The organism is Faecalibacterium sp. An121, from assembly GCF_002160915.1.
In the GTDB taxonomy this organism is placed as follows: domain Bacteria; phylum Bacillota; class Clostridia; order Oscillospirales; family Ruminococcaceae; genus Faecalibacterium; species Faecalibacterium avium.
In genome coordinates this window covers 31,023-49,443 of record NZ_NFLM01000019.1, presented here as the reverse complement: position 1 = coordinate 49,443, position 18,421 = coordinate 31,023, and the positions used below count along the sequence as shown (strand labels likewise).

Here is an 18,421-nt window from a genome sequence, read left to right as displayed (position 1 = left end):
CCCTGGAACCCCGAGCTGCCGCACTTGACACGGCAGCTCTTTTTGTGTCTAAAAGGATTAGAAAGTGCTGCTCTTATACTGATGGGATCTGCTGAGACGGGGGATTATGGGGCGGTTACCATATGTCCACTATTTGCCTTCGTTCAAAGCTGTTACAATGAAGATAAATGAATCCTACGCTTTATTGATCGCATCCTTTTTCCCAGCAGGCGAGATCGTCCATGGAAATGCCGATTTTCACCGTAAAGTTGTATGGATCGCTTTCCATTCCATTTTCTCGTAAAAAGTCCTTTGATCGACTCCCCACCGTTATCCTGTATCTCGCTCTGCAAGAGAGCCAGCCCCTCATCGCCCAGCTGTAGGCACTTTTAGACACCGGCAGCGCGCTTTTGATCTGAAACGTCACGAAAAAGGCGACAAGAGATCGATTCTCTTGCCGCCCTTTTCTACAAAATCCATCTTCTTTTTCAAAAATCGAACGGACCGCCCGCTGGCTCGGCTGGGTTTGCTATTTTAGACAATTCCCTTTATCCAAAATATCCATTCAAATAATCAGCCGTATCCTTGCTCACTTCAAACGTCATATCGAATCCGCCAATTTCAAAGCTGACATACGCTCCATTGTATAGGGTAATGGTAGCAATATCATATAGCGTTCCATCCGTATCCGTCTGCCCCAGTTTGATGGTTTCCTCTTGCGCCAAATTGAAAGAACCAATTTCCGCCGCATTATCTGGCAGCGTTTTTAATTCCCATTGGTCTAAATTCAGCGCCGAAACAAAATCTTCGATTTTCTCTGTGTCAGTAATCGTATCAACAACTTCCGATGTATCAGCGGAAATAACTGCTATTTCCTGCGCTTTTGCAATATCATCGCCATAATCAAAAGCACTTGTGTTTTCCTTGGCTTGACAGCCGCAAAGAAGCGTCAGTATTGCCACGAATGCAATCCATGTTTTTTTCATAATATTCTCACTTTCCTTTCTGTTGATAGGCTTCATTCATAATTAGCAGTCGATAGGCACGAACAAGACCAGACATATAAATACAGAAAAATATTCCAATTCCTGCAACAATCATTCCCGCAGCTAAAGAAATATTATTTTCTAAGGTTAATTCTGCTGGAACAATTAAAGGGAAAAACAGAAAGCCCAATGCAATGAAGGCAATTCCGATCAAGTTAAATAGTTGAAGAAATTTCTTTTTTTCTGCGTATGCTGTATTTAATTCAGCCTCTACGGCTTTGTCAAATAGTAGTGGCTCATTCCAGAGTTTTCTATATGGATTATCTGCTATTTTGACAGAGAATAAAAGAACGATCCCCACAATCCATACCAGCATAAACAGAAGTGTGAAAATATCTGACCACATAAACGAGAGTGAAAGGCTTCCGACCATGATACCTACGGCAAGTGCAATTCTAAGATGTTTCCACTTTTGGTACAAAAGAAAACCATTTGCCATTTCTCGACTGACATAAATTCCTTTTTCATCTGGGCTTATCTCTGGCTTTTCTGTATCTTCTTCGTTGAGAAGATAGTCCAAAGATACATGAAACAATTTACTCATTCGGACAATTTTTTCAGTTTCAGGGTATCCATTATCACGCTCCCATTTGCTGATTGATTGTCTGGATACTCCTAACTGATAAGAAAGTTCCTCTTGCGATAGTCCAGCTTCCTTTCTCAATTTTTGTATTTTTTCTCCAAAGGTCATTCTGTGCTCCTCCTGTCGCTATCAGTATACACTTTTTGCCGATAGAGCACCACCAACATACGGTTTCTTTTCCGCAACGTGCAGTTGCAACCATGCGTTGCATACGATTTTTCGCGTTTTTTCATTCTACATCTCAGCCGCAAGAGAGTGAACAGCTGCAACAAAGAAGTCATACAAGATTGTGGTCCGCTGTCTATTTTTCCTGTGCATTTCTTTACGGCATACCATCATTCGAGCCGGAGCCGTCGCCATCACCCCATTCCAGCGGCGTTCATTTTGTCCGCCCGCTGGCTCGGCCGGCTTTGCCGTCTCCCCTATAAACGGGAAGTTCGTTATCCCACTCATACGCCAGTTTTGGTCCGCCGCCAAATTGAATGAGACCACAATACGCAAATCCTTCTCGGACCAGTATGTGCTGCATTCCTTTGTTTTCATCTTGCGTATCCACTCTGATAGCATGGATATTCTTTGATAGACATAGCTCTTTTATCAAGTCAAACGCTTCCTTCGATCGTCCACCGCCTCTTGCCTTTTTATTGAAAGCCATTCTATGAACCACAGCATAGGGTCTATTCGTTTTCCAAGCCCCCTCTATTTGGCGATACGCAGGTTCATCGCCAATGATAATGCAACAATATCCAACGATCCCTTGTTCATCCACAAAGGTATATCCCATATTTTGAGCAATATCCTCGAGAATGGTCTCCCGCGTAGGATAATCAGGGCGCCACTGCTCAAACCCTAAAGATTTATGATAGGCTCTCGCGTCCTCTATACATTGATAACATATTTCAGCCTCATTTGCTTTAGCTTTCCTCAATTCCATTTCAGCAGACTCCTTTCTTCTCACAAATTTTCCTTCATCGCTCATTCCTGCCTGCGATTCATTTTAGCATCCTTGGAACGATATTTCTACCGGTCATCCACAAAATATTTTACGAAACAGTGGGGCGGCTGTCTGCTCTCTTATTTATGTTGCTTTAAAGAGCACTTGCGGACCCAATGCACGCCTGCAGCAATACCATGCCACCTACGGCCTGGTCTACATCGCGGTGTGGCTGCTGGCGTATGACTGGCGGCCGGTCATCGCCCATCGGATCCAACAGCAAAAGCCCCTGCAAAAGCAGGGGCTTTTCTTTCGATGTAGCATTCAGTTTTGGGCGCCGCCGTCCTTGCCCTTGCGGCCAAAGCGGTATTCTTTGCCGTCGCGGATGCGCTGGAGGTTGGAGCGGTGCATATAGAACACCATGGCTCCCATGATGGCCGCGCCGATGGTGGTCACCGCCAGGTCGCGGCCGGGCAGGCCGGTCAGCAGGCCATAGCCCAGCGTCAAAAAGGGATAGCTCACTGCCATGACGATGCTGCCCAGGGACACCATACCGGTGGGGATCAGGCAGGCCAGAAAGATCACCAGCAGGAAGGGGATCAGGGCCGGCTGCACAGCCAGGATGGCGCCGCCTGCCACCAGCACGCCCTTGCCGCCCTTGAAGCCGAAGTACAGGGGTTTGAGATGGCCCACCACCGCCAGGATGGCCGCCAGATACACCCCCAGGTAAGCCGAAAAAGTCTCCCCGGACAGGAAGGTAAACAGCCACCGGCCGATGCAGACCGCCAGGACGCCCTTCAGCACATCCCCTGCCGCCGTCATGGCCGCGGCCCGCTTGCCAAAGGTGCGCAGCATATTGGTCATGCCCGCCGCGCCGCTGCCGTGGTTGCGCACGTCATCGTGATAAATAAACTTGGACACCAGAATGCCGGTGTCGATGCTGCCCAGCAGGTATGCCTGCAGGGCCGCAGCCAGAACGATCGCCAGGTCCATCCACATGGAATTTTACCTCCTCATCTTGCCGCCGGGCCGGTATGCCCGGCGCCTGTCAGCCTTACCTTACCACAGTGCGCGGCTTTTTGCAAGTATCAGACATCTTTTGCGCCCACCTGGCCGGTGCCGCGCTCACGGACCACCAGGCGGATGGGGGTATGCTCCAGACTGAAGCTCTCCCGGATCTGGTTGATCAGATACCGCTGGTAGCTGAAGTGGAACAGGGGCTTGGAGTTGACAAAGGCCACAAACGTGGGAGGCCGGGTGGAGGCCTGGGTCAGATAGAAGATCTTCAGCCGGCGGCCCTTGTCCGTGGGCGGCTGCACCCGGGCCGTAGCCCGTGCCAGCATCTCGTTCAGCACGCCGGTGGGCACACGGGCGCCGTTCTGGGTATCCACATCCCGGATCAGCCGCATCAGCCGGTCGATGTTATAGCCGGTCTGGGCCGAGATGAAGAGGATGGGCGCATAGCTCATAAAGCTGAAGCACTCGGCATAGCCCCGGCGCTGCAGTTCCATGGTGTTGGTCTCCTTGCCCTCCACGGCGTCCCACTTGTTCACCACAATGATGCAGGCCTTGCCCTGCTCGTGGGCATAGCCCGCGATCTTGCTGTCCTGCTCGGTAAAGCCCACCGTAGCGTCCACCAGGATCAGAGCCACACGGCTGCGCTCCACCGCCGCCAGGGCGCGCACCACCATGTAGCGCTCCAGCCCCTCGCCGATGTTGGAGCGGCGGCGCAGGCCCGCGGTATCGGTAAAGATGAACTTGCCGAACTGGTTGTCCACCGGGGTGTCGATGGCGTCCCGGGTGGTGCCCGCCTCGTCGGCCACGATCATCCGGTTTTCCCCCAGGATGCGGTTGGTCAGGCTGGATTTGCCCACGTTGGGCCGTCCGATGATGGCCACCGGGATCCGGTCCTCCTCCACCACCGTCTCGGAGAAATCCAGGTGGGCGCAGACCGCGTCCAGCAGGTCGCCGGTGCCATGGCCATGGACGGCAGATACCGGCATCACCTCGTCAAAGCCCAGGTTGTAGAACTCGTACAGCTCCATCGGGGGATCGCCTACGCTGTCGCACTTGTTCACCGCCAGGATCACCGGCTTGCGGCTGCGGCGTAGCATATGGGCCACCTCCTCGTCCGAGGCGGTCAGGCCCGAGCGCACATCCACCACAAAGACGATGCAGTCGGCGGTATCAATGGCGATCTGGGCCTGCTGGCGCATATGGGCCAGGATGCCCTCGGTGGCCTTGGGCTCGATGCCGCCGGTGTCCACCAGCAGCAGTTCCCTGCCCTGCCACTCGCAGGGCGCAAAGATGCGGTCCCGGGTGATGCCCGGGGTATCCTCCACAATGGCCAGACGCTGGCCGCACAGTTTATTGAACAGGGTGGACTTGCCCACATTGGGCCGGCCCACCACTGCGACAATGGGTTTACTCATGGCTTGTTTCCTCCTTCTGGGGCTTTTTGCGGCGGGAGATATGCAGCCCGCTGCGCAGCAGGGCCCGGGCCTCTTTGCCGCCGTCGGCCGGCAGGATCTCCACCTTCACCCCCAGCCGCTGGGCCAGCTGCTCCACCGTGATGCTGTCCAGGAACATATCCCGTTCGCTGCGCAGCATCACTTCGGGCACCCCCAGCACATCGCTGGTCAGCTTGCCCGCGCACTGCTCGATGATGTCCGTGGCGGTCACCAGGCCCGCCACCCCCACGTTGCCGCCAAAAAAGCGGTTCCGGATGGGGTGCACCGTCACCGTGATCATGGGATACTGGTGGTGCAGCTCCTCCATCATGGCGGTGATCAGGGGCGCCGCCATGGTGCCGGTGACCACATCCATCTTCTTTTCCCGATAGACCGCGTGGGCGCGCTCCAGCTCAGCCCGGAAGCTGTCCTCATACAGCCGCCACATCCCCACGCCGTTTTCCAGCTGGGCAAAATCCTCATAGAACGACGCCGGCGGGATGGGCCGCCCGGCGTTCAGATACCACTCGTCGCTGGGATAGACGATACGGCTGCCATAGCGGGCTTTGGCCTGTTCGCCAAAGTCCTCCATCAGGTCGATCACCGCGGCGCTGGAAGGGCCGTCGTAGGGCGTCTGCGGGTACAGACCCTGGCGGTAGTCGGTGATGCCGCAGGGCACCGCCGCGATGCTCTGGACGGCAGGGCCCAGCTCGAGCAGGTCGGTCAGGGTGCGGCGCAGTTCTTCCCCGTCGTTGATGCCGCGGCACAGCACCAGCTGGCAGTTCACCGCGATGCCCGCCTCGGTCAGGCGGCGCAGATATTGCAGGGTCTCGCCGCCCCGGCGGTTGGCCAGCATCATCGAGCGCAGCTGGGGGTTGGTGGTATGCACCGAGATATTGATGGGGGAAATATGCATCCGGATGATCCGGTCGATCTCCCTCTGGTGCATATTGGTCATGGTGATATAGTTGCCGAACAAAAAGGACAGCCGCTCGTCGTCGTCCTTGAAGTAGAGGCTCTCCCGCATCCCCGGGGGCATCTGGTCGATGAAGCAGAAGATGCAGCGGTTGGCGCAGGAATGCTTTTTGTCCCCCAGGTAGGTGGCAAAATTGCACCCAAAGTCCTCGCCGGGCTGGCGGGCCACCTCCAGCTCCCGGATGGCGCCCTGCACGCGGGCGGTCAGGTGAAAGCCGGGGCTGTCGGTGTAAAACTGGTAGTCCAGCGCGTCGTTGATGGCGTTGCCGTCCACCGCCACCAGCTCGTCCCCCGGGCCCAGGCCCAGCGCCTGGGCGTCGCTGCCCGGGGCCACTGTGTCGATCTTGATGGCCATAGGCCGTCTCCTTTCTCGTCGCAAAACAGGGCGGGCACAGCGGCCCCCCGGAGCGAAAGCAAAGAAGAAGGGGAAGGCATAACACGCCCTCCCCTTCTGTCATACATCCATTATGCCACCAAGTAAAATGCAAATCAGCCCTTCTTGATGACTTCCTCGCCCTTGTAGTAGCCGCAGTTGCCGCAGGCCTGGTGGGGGAGCTTGAAAGAGCCGCAGTTGCTGCACTTCACCAGCGTGGGGGCCTCCAGCTTCCAGACATTGCTGCGACGATTGTCGCGGCGGGCCTTGGAAAGATGTCTCTTGGGTACTGCCATAGTTTGCACCTCCTTGGATGGAATATCAATTCAGCAGTGATCTCAGCACGCTCAGCCTCGCGTCCGGCTGTGCGCTTTCTTCCGGCGCAGCCGGGCAGGAGCAGGGACGTTTGCGCCCGCACTGGGGACACAGCCCCAGGCAGTCGGCACTGCACAGCAGCACCGTGGGGATCTGGAAGCAGAACTCCTGGTACAGCCAGTCGTCCAGATCAAGGCACCCCTCTGCGTTGAGGGGCAGCTCAAAATCAGGGTCGTCCAGGTCCCGTTCCCGGGCTGTCCACTCCGCGTCCACCTGCACGTCCAGGCAGACAGGGTCGAGACAGCGTGCGCATTCGCCATGCACCGATGCCTTGGCCCGCAAAGTCATATGCACCTCGTTCCCTTCCGCCCTGGCGGCAAAGCCGGCTGTGACAGGGTCCTCGATACGGGCGCCGGCAAAATCCCGCCCCGACAGATCGCAGTCGAATGTCTGCTGCCAGTCGGCGCGGCCGGACGCCATGAACCTCCTCAGGTCAAATTGCATAGTACACCTCTAAAAAGCTGCCTTGTAAGTATAGCGCCAAAGGGGGCTTGTGTCAAGCCCCAAATTGCGTACAAGTGGAGAAATTTTCTTGCCGGGCTCAAAACACGGCGAAAGCCGGCGCGCTGTCCGGCGCACCGGCTCCCGTCCCTGCTTTACAGAGCTTGCATCTTTTTTACAGATACTTCTTGACGTTGTGGGGCAGGGTCGCCTCGTCGGCGCTGACGGTGACGGTCACCCGCACCGAATCCCCTGCGATGGCGGCCATCTCGTCCAGCACCACGCCCAGACGGTTGACGTCGTGGTCCAGCACCTTCAGGATGCCGTCGATGTAGATATCGGTGATGTCATAGTTGCTGGCCATCAGACCTGCCACAAAGCCGTAGAGCATCTCGCCGCCCTGGATCTTGTACTCGTCGAGGTCGATGAGGCGTGCAGCCGAGGCGATGTCATAGGTGAGCTTCATGCCCTTTTCCACGACAACGACGCTGCCCTTGCTGGTGCGGACCGATTCGTTGATCATATCGATCATAGCCTTGGTCTTGCCCGAACCCTTGGTGCCAACAATCAGTCTAATCATAATAATGCCTCCTGTATTTTCCTCGCCTCGCGGCGGGAGAGTTCCTTTCGTTTGGCTTCGGCCGTTCCGCCAAAGCCGACCGGGGTGTTTACTTGAGCTTAGCCTCCAGCTCGGCGGTCAGGCTCTCATAGCCAGGCTTGCCCAGCAGCGCGAACATATTCTTCTTGTAGCTCTCGACGCCCGGCTGGTTGAAGGGGTTGACCCCCAGCAGATAGCCGCTGCAGGCGCAGGCACGCCAGAAGAAGTAGATCAGGTAACCCACATTGTAGGCCGACAGGTCGTCCACGTCGATCAGCAGCTGGGGCACGCCGCCGTCGGTGTGGGCCAGGATGGTGCCCTCCATCGCCTTGCGGTTGACCACGCTCATGTTCTGGCCCGCCAGGAAGTTCAGACCGTCAAAGTTGCCTTCCAGCTCCTCGATGTAAAGGTCGCGGGCCGGCGTCTTGACATTGACGATGGTCTCGAACATATTGCGGGTGCCCTCCTGGATGAACTGGCCCATGGAGTGCAGGTCGGTGGAGAAGATGCAGCTGGCGGGGAACAGGCCCTTGTTGTCCTTGCCCTCGCTCTCGCCGAACAGCTGCTTGTACCACTCGTTCATCAGCGCAAAGTTGGGCTCGTAGCACTCGAGGATCTCGATCTGCTTGCCCTTGCGGCTGAGGATGTTGCGGGCTGCGGCATACTTGTAAGCGTCATTGTCGGGGCTCAGCTGAGAGAAGCGGTCCATGGCGTCGGCGGCGCCCTGCATCAGCTCGGCGATGTCGATGCCGGCGGCGGCGATGGGCAGCAGGCCCACAGCCGACAGCACCGAATAGCGGCCGCCCACATCGTCCGGCACCACAAAGGTGGGCCAGCCCTGGCTGTCCGCCAGCTGCTTGAGGGTGCCGCGGGCCCGGTCGGTGGTGGCATAGATCCGCTTGTTGGCTTCCTCGGTGCCCACCTGGTCCTCCAGCAGCTTGCGCAGCACGCGGAATGCCAGGCTGGTCTCGGTGGTGGTGCCGGATTTCGAGATCACGTTGATCGAGAAGCGTTTCCCCTTGCACAGGGCGATGATATCGTTCAGCGCCGTGGGGCTGATGCTGTTGCCGCAGAAGTAGATCTTCAGGCCCGGCTCCAGCTCGTTGTGGTAGACGCCCTTGACAGCCTCCACCACGGCCCGTGCGCCCAGGTAGCTGCCGCCGATGCCGGCCACCACCAGCACGTCCGAGTCGCTGCGGATCTGCTGTGCAGCGGCCTGGATGCGGGCAAACTCTTCCTTATCATAGTCCCGGGGCAGGTACATCCAGCCCAGGAAGTCATTGCCAGGGCCGGTCTTGGATTCCAGCATCTGATGGGCCGCCGCCACCTGGGGATAGATGGCCGCAAACTCATCCTCTTTGACAAACGGAGAAAGGTGCCTGGTGTTAAACGAAACGCTCATGATCTATGGCCTCCAAACTGTTCCTTCCTGTATGTTCTTCGCTGCCGGCCGGCAGGGCCACAGGCCCCTGGCCGCTTACAGCAGAGATTCTTTCTCTAAGTGTACCGTTCCGCCCGGATAAAGTCAAGGCCAAAATCCCCGGGATTCATACAATTTTAACAAGCCCCCGCCGGACGTCCTTGTAAATTCTGTTAATTTTCGCGTCAAACTGCAATTTCCTTTTCCGCAGGCCGCGTCCCGGGGTGGGTTTGCCGTCCAAAACGCCCCGGCGGCCGGCGCCTGTCTTATAAAAAAGTCTCGGCCATCAGCCGCACCGCCCCCGCCAGATCCAGCACGGCGGCGTCTGCCGCAGCCCGGACGGGCCAGCTGCCCACAGGCTGTTCCCCGCTCAGGATGGTGACGCTGCCCACCTGGCTGCCCCGCTCCAGGGGCGCGCCGCTGACGGCGGGCAGGTCCACCCGGGCCGTCAGGGCCCCGGCGCCCCCTTTGGGCACCAGAAGGCTCTCGGGCAGGGCGGTATAGTCCAGGGGAACGTCCTCCACGGTGCTGCCCGTCACATCCAGGTAGAGGGGCCGGCCGCCCAGATCGGGCAGGGGCGCCGCCTCATAGGCGGAAAAACCGTAGTCCAGCAGGGTGGTGGCCGCCTCGAACCGCTCGGCGCTGGAGCTGGACCCCAGCACCACCGCGATGAGATCCAGCCCGTCCCGGCTGGCCGACGCCGAGATGCACACCCCTGCGCCCCCGGTGGTGCCGGTCTTGAGCCCGGTGATCCCCTCATAGCGGCGCAGCAGCTTGTTGGTGTTCACCAGCATGGTCTCGCCGCCCCGCAGCGTGTCGGTCCAGATGCCGCTGTAATGCAGCACCTCGGGGCACTCGTTCAGGATGGCCCGGCTCATGACGGCCACATCCCGGGCGGTGGACAGGTGTCCCTCGGTGTCCAGGCCGCAGGCATTCTTAAAGGTCGTATCCTCCATCCCCAGCTGGGCGGCTTTGGCGTTCATCTGGGCCACAAAGGCTTCCTCGCTGCCTCCCACCAGCTCGGCCACCGCCACGGCCGCGTCGTTGGCGCTGGACACACAGATGGCCCGCAGCATCTCGTCCAGGGTAAAATGCTCCCCCGGCTCGATCCAGATCTGGCTGCCTCCCATGCTGGCGGCGTGTTCGCTCACCGGCACCGGGGTATCCAGGGTCAGCCGCCCGTCATGGATGGCCTCAAAGGTCAGCAGCAGGGTCATCACCTTGGTGATCGAGGCGATGGGCACCCGCTGGCTGGCGTTTTTCTCATACAGCACCGTGCCGGTGCCCTGGTCGATCAGTACCGCCGCCCGGCAGGGCAGCGACAGCTCGGGCGCCTGCACGGCGGCCTGCTGCGCCGCAGCCAAAAGGGCGGGCGTCTGCGCGGCGGCGGACGGGGCAGCCATCCCCAGCCACAGACACAGCGCCGCCGCGCACCCAAGAGCCAAACTTCTGCAAACCATGCTTTCTGCCTCCATCCCGTTTTCCTGTGTCGCCGCACCCGGCGGCCTCTGGTGTGATTTTATGCGCCGGGACGACTGTCCAGCACGGCAGGATTGCATCTTGCCTTTTTCGCTCTGATTCGCTATACTCAGGTGTGTTTTATTCTGCCCTGTGTGTGAAAGGATCATCCATGCGTGTTTGTTTTTATACCCTTGGCTGCAAGGTGAACCTCAATGAGACCGAAGCCCTGGAGCAGCTGTTCCGGCGCAGCGGGTTCACGGTGGTGCCCGACGGCCAGCCCGCCGACGTCTACATCGTCAACAGCTGCACCGTCACCAATTTCGGGGACCAGAAAAGCCGCAAATGGCTGCGCCACGCCAAACGGGAGAACCCCGGCGCCGTCACCGTCCTCACCGGCTGCTACCCCCAGGCGTTCCCCGAGCAGGCTGCCGGCCTGCTGGAGGCGGACCTGGTCTGCGGCAACACCGACCGCCGCGCCATCCTGGACCATGTGATGCAGCTGCTGAACGGCCATGAGCGGATCGTGGCCGTCACCCCCCACACCCGGGGGGAGGCCTTCGAGGAGATGCCGGTGGACCGGTTCGAGACCCACACCCGCGCCTTTATCAAGGTGGAGGACGGCTGCAACCGCCGGTGCGCCTACTGCATCATCCCCAAGGCCCGGGGCCCGGTGCGCAGCCGTCCCATCTCCAGCATCCTGGCCGAGCTGCGCCAGCTGGCCGGCGCGGGCTACCGGGAAGTGGTGCTCAGCGCCATTTCCCTGCCCAGCTACGGCACCGACACCGGCACCGACCTCTACGAGCTGGTGGAGCAGTGCGCCGGGGTGGAGGGCATCCAGCGCATCCGCCTGGGCAGCCTGGACCCCGATATGCTCACCCCGGAGGGCATCCGCCGGCTGGCCGCCGTGGACAAGCTCTGCCCCCAGTTCCACCTCAGCCTCCAGAGCGGCTGCGACGCCACGCTGCGCCGGATGCGCCGGCCCTACACCACCGCCCAGTATCTGGACGTCGTCCGGCAGCTGCGGCAGGCCTATGCGGGGCGTCCGGTCAGCTTCACCACCGACTGCATCTGCGGCTTCCCCGGGGAGAGCGAGGAAGATTTTGTGCGCAGCTGCGGCTTTTTGGAAGAAGTGGGCTTTCTGCGGGTGCACGTTTTCCCCTATTCCCGGCGGGAGGGCACCCCGGCCTACGATTTCCCCCAGCAGGTCCACGAGCGGGAAAAGCAGGCCCGCAGCCGCCGGATGCACGACCGGGCCGAGGAGGTCCGCCGCGCCGTGCTGGCCGGCCTGGAAGGCTCCGAGGACCAGGTGCTGCTGGAGACCCCCGTCTCGGCCACCGTCTTCACCGGCTATACCCGGCTGTATGTGCCGGTCAGCGTGTCGGCGCCGGGCTGTGCCGCCGGGGATATCGTGCGGGTGCGGCTGGGCCGCTACGACGGCGCCCGGGTCCAGGCGGCGTTCCTGGGCCGGGTCTGAGGCAAGACGGCTTCACCCTTTGGATTCGTTATTTTCTTGACAGATTTTTCGGGCTATCCCTTTTCAAGGGGCGCAAAATGTGCTAGAATAAAATTGTATGAGGCGGCGCCGGGGGACGGTCTTTCCCCGCAGACAGGCGCCGCCACGACCCATGGCACGGGCACGGCCCGCAGGCCAGGTTTCTGCAAAGCAAAGGAGAGTTTGGAATGAGCTTCAGAGGCATCAATACCACCGTCATCCAGATCCGGCGGGCGGTATTCACCGAAGTCGCCCGGATGGCCTATGCCAATGTGAAGGGCGAGAAGGCCAACAGCATGATGCGCAAGATCCCCTACACCATCATCCCCGGTGAGGAAGGCAAGCTGCGCAAAGATATCTTCCTGGAGCGCGCCATCGTTGAGGAGCGCGTCCGCCTGGCCATCGGCCTGCCCACCCGCCGCATGGACGAGCACAACAGCGTGGTGTCCGGCCTGGAAGACGCCAACATCGCCGCCAAGTACTACGATCCCCCCCTCATCAACGTCATCAAGTTCGCCTGCAACCGCTGCCCCGAAAAGATGGTCAAGGTCTCCGACCTGTGCCAGGGCTGCCTTGCCCATCCCTGTATGGAAGTGTGCCCCAAGAACGCCATCGTGTGGGAGTCCGGCCGTTCCACCATCGACCAGGACAAGTGCATCAAGTGCGGCCGCTGTGTGGACGTCTGCCCCTACCACGCCATCGTCAAGACCGAGCGTCCCTGCTCGTCGGCCTGCGGCATGGGCGCCATCCACTCGGATACGCTGGGCCGCGCTGAGATCGACTATTCCAAGTGCGTATCCTGCGGCCAGTGCCTGGTCAACTGCCCCTTCGGCGCCATTGCCGACAAGGGCCAGATCTATCAGCTGATCCAGAGCTTCAACCGCGGCGACCGCGTGTATGCCCTGGTGGCCCCCGCCTTCATCAACCAGTTCCCCGCCCTGAACACCACCGCCAAACTGCAGGCCGCCCTGCAGCAGGTGGGCTTCTGCGACACGGTGGAAGTGGCCATCGGCGCCGACCTGTGCACGGTGGACGAGGCCCACGACTTCCTGAACGAAGTGCCCGAGAAGCTGAACTTCATGGCCACTTCCTGCTGCCCCGCCTGGAGCATGATGGCCAAGACCCTGTTCCCCGACATGGCCAAGAACATCTCGATGACCATGACCCCCATGGTCTTTACCGCGCGGATGATCAAGGCCGCCGATCCCGAGGCCCGGATGTGCTTCATCGGACCCTGCGCCGCCAAAAAGCTGGAGGCTTCCCGCCGGCATGTGCGCAGCGACGTGGATTTCGTGCTCACCTTTGAGGAGCTGGCCGGCGTCATGGAGGCCAGAGGCATCGACTATGCTTCCCTGCCCGCAGAGGAGGAGGAGCTGCACTACGGCTCGGCGGCAGGCCGCGGCTTTGCCCAGTCGGGCGGCGTGGCCAAGGCTGTGGCCGACAAGATCCACGAGTGGTATCCCGACCGCGAGGTCAAGATCGCCTCGGCCCAGGGCCTGGCAGAGTGCAAGAAGCTGCTGATGATGGCCAAAGCCGGCAAGTACAACGGCTACCTGCTGGAGGGCATGGGCTGCCCCGGCGGCTGCATCGGTGGCGCCGGCACCATTGCCGATCCCAACCGCACTGCGGTGCAGCTGAACAAGTACGTTTCCTCTGCCCCGTTCACCGACCCCGAGCAGAGCGCCTTCATCAACAACATCCACCTGCTGAAGGACGACCCCAACTTTGAATAATCCCTGATTTGCCCCGCCCCCGGCTTTCTTCCGCGAGAAGGCCGGGGGTTTTTGTGCCAAAAGCGGCCCCTGTCTCTGCCTGTACAGAGCCGGGGGCCGCTTCGTTTTGGGTGTTTGGGAAGGTATACAAAATGAAAGATTGGATTTGCTGTTTTTTACACATTCAGTATATAGGAAAATGCGCCGGCATGCAAGCGTTTTTCCGCAAACGGGACGATTGGTCCGCAAACTGGAAAGGTATACTTTTTTGTACACAGGAGGCAAATCATGCGTTTGAGACGGCCTATTGCGTTCATCCTGTCGGCGGCAGTGGCCGCCGGCGCTCTCACCGGGTGCAGCTGGGAGGAATTTTTGGAGTGGCTCAACAGCTCCTCCAGCAGTTCTTCTTCCAGCTCCTCCAGCCAGGCCAGCAGGCCCAATCACGACGACGACAACGACAGCAGCGCCCCTTCCTCCAGCAGCTCTCCCTCCAGCCAGCCGGACAGCTCCTCCAGCCAGGGCGCAACTACGCATACGGTAACCATCAATGGTGAACCGGTAACGTTTACAGAGGGCGAGACTAAGAAAGTCACTCTTGATGACGGCAGCACATTGGAGGTAACGATCAGCTCGGACGGCACTGTCTCTTGCTCGATCACGCCCAAACCTGGTATGGCCATAAAATCCATTAAAATTGGCGATGGTGATGTAGAAAAGATAACTGGAGATGAGAGAAATAAATACGAATTACCTGTTAAAAATATTACCGAGCTGTCCAATCTTGGCAATGTAAACGTCACTTTCGCAGCATGGCAAAGCGTCACTGTCAGCAAGCCAACCGAAACAGGATGCGAAATTAAAGTGTCCACAGATCAAGTGATTGAGGGTGACAAATTGTCCGTCAAAGTCACAGCCGGGCGCGGCTATGTAATCAAAAGCGTTACAGTCGGCGGTGAAACGACTAAAAGTACCAACGAACAGAAAAAATCAATGACCGTTTTTTACACCGTCCCAACCGCCGGCAGCGGCATGGCCGCGCTGTTTTCGTCGGGCAGCGCCGAGATCACAGTATCTGCCATATTTGAATCTGCTAGCGTTGTAGATGACCCCAATACATGGCCGCTTGACACAAATAACAATCTGGTCGCACCGGATACATTAAATGAGTTGCCAAGTAATATTAAGAACTATATTACGGATGAAACTCCCGGCATCGACCTGAGCAACACCCAGGTGACTACCATTCCCCATGGCACATTTTTACGGTGCGATAAACTGACCGAAGTCAAGTTGCCAAAGAATTTAGAGACCATTGCAGGAACGGATGAGTACAACAACGGCGCATTTGAGCTCTGCGACGGCCTGACAGAGATAACCTTTTACAATGTCCCAACGATTGAGAGGTATGCATTTTTCGGCGTCATTCTTGAGGACAGGACAACCCCGCTCATCATTCATTATCCCAGCTTGTGGAATGATGTTAAACTTCAAGAACTCAAGGATGCCCTATCAAACGGCGGTTTGACGCTGGATGAAAAACTAGTAAAGTTTGAGCCAGACCACAATCTCAACACCCTTACTTCTTTCCTTGGCTTCTGACCCACACAAAAGTCCCCTTTGCAACCCCCGTCCAAAGCAAAAACCGTATGCATCCAAGCGGGTGCATACGGCTTTTTTGTTGCGTTCTGCGGCGCTTTTGCGGGCCGGTCAATCCATTTCGGCCAGGATGGCGTCGCCCATCGCGGCGCAGCCCAGGCAGGTGCAGCCGGCGGACATATTGTCGGCGGTGCGCAGGCCCTTGTCCAGCACCCGGCCTACCGCCTGCTCGATGCAGTCGGCCTCAGCCGGCATCCCGAAGCTGTACCGCAGCATCATGGCGGCCGACAGGATGCAGGCGGTGGGGTTCACCTTGTCCTGGCCCGCAATGTCGGGGGCCGAGCCGTGGATGGGCTCATAGAGGCCCCGGGTGCCGTCCCCCAGGGAGGAGGAGGGGATCATCCCGATGGAGCCGGTGATCATGGACGCCTCGTCGGACAGGATATCCCCGAACATATTCTCGGTGACGATGACATCGAACTGGGCCGGGTTCTTGACGATCTGCATGGCGGCGTTGTCCACGAACATCTCACTGTATTCCACGTCCGGGTAATCGTCCTTGATGCGGTGCATCACCGCGCGCCACAGACGGCTGGTGTCCAGCACGTTGGCCTTGTCCACGCAGCACAGCTTTTTGCGGCGCTTTTGGGCGGTCTCAAAGCCGATGCGGCCGATCCGCTCGATCTCGTGCTCCGAATAGGGCATCACGTCCACCGCCTGCTTTTCCCCGCTGGGCAGGGTGTCGGTGCGGTGCTGGCCAAAGTAGACGCCGCCGGTCAGCTCCCGCACGATGATGAAGTCGATGCCCTGGGCCACGATCTCGGGCTTGAGGGGGCTGGCGGGTGCCAGCTGGGGCCAGATCTTGGCCGGGCGGCTGTTGGAATACAGGCCCATCCCGGCGCGCAGCCGCAGCAGGCCCTTTTCGGGGCGCTGGTCCCCGGGCAGGCCCTCCCACTTGGGGCCGCCCACCGCGCCCAGCAGCACGCTGTCGGCGGCCAGGCATTTGTCCAGCTCGTGCTGGGGCAGCGGGTCGCCGTACTTGTCGATGGCCTCGCCTCCCATCGCGGCGTCGGTGTAGTGGAAGGTATGGCCGTACTTCTCGGCCACCTTGTCCAGCACCCGCACGGCCTGCCGGACGATCTCGGGGCTGGCGCAGTCGCCCCAGATGACAGCGATGTTCTTTTCCATGTCGGACCCTCCCTTACTGCTTTTTGGCCTTGATGGAGTTCATCAGGCCGCCTGCGGCAATGATCTCCTGGATGAAGGGCGGGAAGGGTTCGGCCTGGAAGGCGGCGCCGGTGGTCTCGTCGGTGATGACGCCGGTATCGAAGTCCACGCTGACCACATCCCCCGCCGCAATGGCGTCGGCGGCCGCCGGGCACTCCAGGATGGGCAAGCCGATGTTGATGCTGTTGCGGTAGAAAATGCGGGCAAAGCTCTTGGCGATGACCACCGAGATGCCGCTGGTCTTGATGCACAGGGGGGCGTGCTCCCGGCTGGAGCCGCAGCCGAAGTTCCAGCCGCCCACCATCACGTCGCCGGGCTGCACCCGGTGCACGAAGGTCTTGTCGATGTCCTCCATGCAGTGGGAGGCCAGCTCTTTGGCGTCCTGGGTGTTGAGGTAGCGGGCGGGGATGATGACGTCGGTATCGACGTTGTCGGGGTATTTGAATACATGGCCTTTCGCGTTCATGGCAGTGTGCTCCTCTCGTTAGACCGTTCTGGGGTCGGTGATGACGCCGGTCAGGGCGCTGGCGGCGGCGGTGGCCGGGCTGGCCAGGTACACCTCGCTCTTTACATGGCCCATCCGGCCCACAAAGTTGCGGTTGGTGGTGGACACGCACCGCTCGCCCTCAGCCAAAATGCCCATATAGCCGCCCAGGCAGGGGCCGCAGGTGGGGGTGGAGACGATGCAGCCGGCGTCGATGAAGGCTTCGGTCCAGCCCCGGCGGATGCACTCCTTGTACACCGCCATCGTAGCCGGGATGATGATGCCCCGCACGCCCTTTGCGATGTGCTTGCCCTTGAGGATCTCGTAGGCGGCCTCCATGTCCTCCAGGCGGCCGTTGGTGCAGCTGCCGATCACCACCTGGTCGATCTTCACGCCGGCGCCCTCGCTGGCGGGGCGGGTATTCTCGGGCAGGTGGGGCCAGCTGACGGTGGGCACCAGCCGGCTCAGGTCGATCTCGATGGTCTGCTCGTACTCGGCGTCGGGGTCGGCCTCGTAGTAGACGGGGGTGCGCTGGCTGCGGCCCGCCAGGTAGGCTTTGGTCACGTCGTCCACCGGGAAGATGCCGTTCTTGGCGCCCGCCTCGATGGCCATGTTGCACACGCACAGCCGGTCGTCCATCGAGAGGCTGGCCACGCCCGGCCCGGTGAACTCCATCGACTTGTACAGCGCGCCGTCCACCCCGATCCGGCCGATGATGGAGAGGATCAGGTCCTTGCCCGACACCCGCTCGGGCAGGCTGCCGGTGAGGACAAAGCGGATGGCGGCGGGCACCTTGAACCAGGCCATGCCGGTGGCCATCCCGGCGGCCATGTCGGTGGAGCCCACGCCGGTGGAGAAGGCGCCCAGCGCGCCGTAGGTGCAGGTGTGGCTGTCGGCGCCGATGACGCAGTCGCCGGCGGTGACGATCCCTTTTTCGGGCAGCAGGGCGTGTTCAATGCCCATCTGGCCCACGTCGTAGAAGTTGAGGATGTCGTACTTGTTTGCAAAGGTGCGGCACTGCTTGGACTGGGCGGCGCTCTTGATGTCCTTGTTGGGCACAAAGTGGTCCAGCACGATGGCCACCCGCTCCTTGTCGAAGACGCTGTCAAAGCCGGCCTTTTCAAATTCGTTGATGGCCACCGGGGTGGTGATGTCGTTGCCCAGCACGATATCCAGTCTGGCGTTGATGAGCTGGCCCGCCTTGACCTGTGCGAGCCCCGCGTGGTGTGCCAGGATCTTCTGAGTCAGAGTCATTCCCATGATACGGTTCTCCTC

General features: G+C 59.7%; 17 protein-coding genes. 3 read left to right on the top strand and 14 right to left on the bottom strand.

Features of this window, described 5'->3' with window-relative positions; genetic code table 11:
* Nucleotides 1–527: 527 nt before the first annotated feature.
* From B5E66_RS10215 to B5E66_RS10165, 11 genes are all read right to left on the bottom strand, one after another.
* Nucleotides 528–965 carry a hypothetical protein gene (locus B5E66_RS10215; protein WP_087232445.1) on the bottom strand — a complete coding sequence of 146 codons (438 nt, stop codon included), beginning with the start codon at nt 963–965 and terminating at the stop codon, nt 528–530.
* A gap of 7 nt (nt 966–972) precedes the next feature.
* Entirely contained in the window at nt 973–1,716 is a 744-nt protein-coding gene (locus B5E66_RS10210) for a helix-turn-helix domain-containing protein (protein ID WP_087232442.1), read from the bottom strand.
* Nucleotides 1,717–1,987: 271 nt separating this feature from the next.
* Complete coding sequence (locus tag B5E66_RS10205) at nt 1,988–2,542, bottom strand: GNAT family N-acetyltransferase (RefSeq protein WP_206393066.1); 555 nt, start codon at nt 2,540–2,542, stop codon at nt 1,988–1,990.
* Nucleotides 2,543–2,866: 324 nt separating this feature from the next.
* Nucleotides 2,867–3,541, bottom strand: a complete 675-nt coding sequence (gene plsY / locus B5E66_RS10200) for a glycerol-3-phosphate 1-O-acyltransferase PlsY (RefSeq protein WP_342395002.1) — start codon at nt 3,539–3,541, stop codon at nt 2,867–2,869.
* Between the two features lie 89 nt (nt 3,542–3,630).
* A complete protein-coding gene (gene der, locus B5E66_RS10195) occupies nt 3,631–4,974 on the bottom strand; it encodes a ribosome biogenesis GTPase Der (RefSeq protein WP_087232436.1) in 1,344 nt (447 codons plus the stop codon).
* On the bottom strand, nt 4,967–6,322 hold the full coding sequence (locus B5E66_RS10190; protein ID WP_087232433.1) for a DUF512 domain-containing protein: 1,356 nt from the start codon (nt 6,320–6,322) through the stop codon (nt 4,967–4,969). The genes der and B5E66_RS10190 overlap by 8 nt, the downstream gene beginning before the upstream one ends.
* Nucleotides 6,323–6,456: 134 nt before the next feature.
* Nucleotides 6,457–6,636, bottom strand: a complete 180-nt coding sequence (gene rpmF / locus B5E66_RS10185; RefSeq protein WP_087232430.1) for a 50S ribosomal protein L32 — start codon at nt 6,634–6,636, stop codon at nt 6,457–6,459.
* Between the two features lie 25 nt (nt 6,637–6,661).
* A complete protein-coding gene (locus tag B5E66_RS10180) occupies nt 6,662–7,159 on the bottom strand; it encodes a YceD family protein (RefSeq protein WP_087232427.1) in 498 nt (165 codons plus the stop codon).
* 172 nt (nt 7,160–7,331) lie between these two features.
* On the bottom strand, nt 7,332–7,736 hold the full coding sequence (locus tag B5E66_RS10175) for an ATP-binding protein (protein ID WP_087232424.1): 405 nt from the start codon (nt 7,734–7,736) through the stop codon (nt 7,332–7,334).
* Between the two features lie 88 nt (nt 7,737–7,824).
* Nucleotides 7,825–9,156 carry a glucose-6-phosphate isomerase gene (locus B5E66_RS10170; protein ID WP_087232421.1) on the bottom strand — a complete coding sequence of 444 codons (1,332 nt, stop codon included), beginning with the start codon at nt 9,154–9,156 and terminating at the stop codon, nt 7,825–7,827.
* Nucleotides 9,157–9,440: 284 nt separating this feature from the next.
* Nucleotides 9,441–10,634, bottom strand: a complete 1,194-nt coding sequence (locus B5E66_RS10165; protein ID WP_087232457.1) for a D-alanyl-D-alanine carboxypeptidase family protein — start codon at nt 10,632–10,634, stop codon at nt 9,441–9,443.
* 170 nt (nt 10,635–10,804) lie between these two features.
* Here B5E66_RS10165 and mtaB point away from each other — a divergent pair, with 170 nt between their 5' ends.
* From mtaB to B5E66_RS10150, 3 genes are all read left to right on the top strand, one after another.
* A complete protein-coding gene (gene mtaB, locus B5E66_RS10160) occupies nt 10,805–12,109 on the top strand; it encodes a tRNA (N(6)-L-threonylcarbamoyladenosine(37)-C(2))-methylthiotransferase MtaB (RefSeq protein WP_087232418.1) in 1,305 nt (434 codons plus the stop codon).
* 206 nt (nt 12,110–12,315) lie between these two features.
* Complete coding sequence (locus B5E66_RS10155; RefSeq protein WP_087232415.1) at nt 12,316–13,860, top strand: 4Fe-4S dicluster domain-containing protein; 1,545 nt, start codon at nt 12,316–12,318, stop codon at nt 13,858–13,860.
* 267 nt (nt 13,861–14,127) lie between these two features.
* Nucleotides 14,128–15,438 carry a leucine-rich repeat protein gene (locus B5E66_RS10150; RefSeq protein ID WP_087232412.1) on the top strand — a complete coding sequence of 437 codons (1,311 nt, stop codon included), beginning with the start codon at nt 14,128–14,130 and terminating at the stop codon, nt 15,436–15,438.
* Between the two features lie 108 nt (nt 15,439–15,546).
* Here the strand turns inward: B5E66_RS10150 and leuB are convergent, their stop codons facing one another.
* Genes leuB through leuC form a run of 3 tightly spaced genes read right to left on the bottom strand, consistent with a single transcriptional unit; the run spans nt 15,547 to nt 18,406 of the window.
* Complete coding sequence (gene leuB, locus B5E66_RS10145) at nt 15,547–16,623, bottom strand: 3-isopropylmalate dehydrogenase (RefSeq protein WP_087232409.1); 1,077 nt, start codon at nt 16,621–16,623, stop codon at nt 15,547–15,549.
* 13 nt (nt 16,624–16,636) lie between these two features.
* Nucleotides 16,637–17,128, bottom strand: a complete 492-nt coding sequence (gene leuD / locus B5E66_RS10140) for a 3-isopropylmalate dehydratase small subunit (protein WP_087232406.1) — start codon at nt 17,126–17,128, stop codon at nt 16,637–16,639.
* An 18-nt stretch (nt 17,129–17,146) separates the two neighbouring features.
* Nucleotides 17,147–18,406, bottom strand: coding sequence for a 3-isopropylmalate dehydratase large subunit (leuC, locus tag B5E66_RS10135; RefSeq protein WP_087232403.1), 1,260 nt, complete (start codon nt 18,404–18,406; stop codon nt 17,147–17,149).
* Nucleotides 18,407–18,421 lie beyond the last annotated feature (15 nt).

What these genes read in the sequence shown, in the direction of transcription:
- plsY (WP_342395002.1), bottom strand. Translation starts at nt 3,541, where the DNA reads ATGTGGATGGACCTGGCGATCGTTCTGGCTGCGGCCCTGCAGGCATAC.
- leuC (WP_087232403.1), bottom strand. Translation starts at nt 18,406, where the DNA reads ATGGGAATGACTCTGACTCAGAAGATCCTGGCACACCACGCGGGGCTC.
- B5E66_RS10215 (WP_087232445.1), bottom strand. Translation starts at nt 965, where the DNA reads ATGAAAAAAACATGGATTGCATTCGTGGCAATACTGACGCTTCTTTGC.
- B5E66_RS10190 (WP_087232433.1), bottom strand. Translation starts at nt 6,322, where the DNA reads ATGGCCATCAAGATCGACACAGTGGCCCCGGGCAGCGACGCCCAGGCG.
- B5E66_RS10180 (WP_087232427.1), bottom strand. Translation starts at nt 7,159, where the DNA reads ATGCAATTTGACCTGAGGAGGTTCATGGCGTCCGGCCGCGCCGACTGG.
- mtaB (WP_087232418.1), top strand. Translation starts at nt 10,805, where the DNA reads ATGCGTGTTTGTTTTTATACCCTTGGCTGCAAGGTGAACCTCAATGAG.
- B5E66_RS10150 (WP_087232412.1), top strand. Translation starts at nt 14,128, where the DNA reads ATGCGTTTGAGACGGCCTATTGCGTTCATCCTGTCGGCGGCAGTGGCC.
- B5E66_RS10210 (WP_087232442.1), bottom strand. Translation starts at nt 1,716, where the DNA reads ATGACCTTTGGAGAAAAAATACAAAAATTGAGAAAGGAAGCTGGACTA.
- B5E66_RS10175 (WP_087232424.1), bottom strand. Translation starts at nt 7,736, where the DNA reads ATGATTAGACTGATTGTTGGCACCAAGGGTTCGGGCAAGACCAAGGCT.
- B5E66_RS10155 (WP_087232415.1), top strand. Translation starts at nt 12,316, where the DNA reads ATGAGCTTCAGAGGCATCAATACCACCGTCATCCAGATCCGGCGGGCG.
- B5E66_RS10165 (WP_087232457.1), bottom strand. Translation starts at nt 10,634, where the DNA reads ATGGTTTGCAGAAGTTTGGCTCTTGGGTGCGCGGCGGCGCTGTGTCTG.
- der (WP_087232436.1), bottom strand. Translation starts at nt 4,974, where the DNA reads ATGAGTAAACCCATTGTCGCAGTGGTGGGCCGGCCCAATGTGGGCAAG.
- B5E66_RS10205 (WP_206393066.1), bottom strand. Translation starts at nt 2,542, where the DNA reads ATGGAATTGAGGAAAGCTAAAGCAAATGAGGCTGAAATATGTTATCAA.
- B5E66_RS10170 (WP_087232421.1), bottom strand. Translation starts at nt 9,156, where the DNA reads ATGAGCGTTTCGTTTAACACCAGGCACCTTTCTCCGTTTGTCAAAGAG.
- leuD (WP_087232406.1), bottom strand. Translation starts at nt 17,128, where the DNA reads ATGAACGCGAAAGGCCATGTATTCAAATACCCCGACAACGTCGATACC.
- rpmF (WP_087232430.1), bottom strand. Translation starts at nt 6,636, where the DNA reads ATGGCAGTACCCAAGAGACATCTTTCCAAGGCCCGCCGCGACAATCGT.
- leuB (WP_087232409.1), bottom strand. Translation starts at nt 16,623, where the DNA reads ATGGAAAAGAACATCGCTGTCATCTGGGGCGACTGCGCCAGCCCCGAG.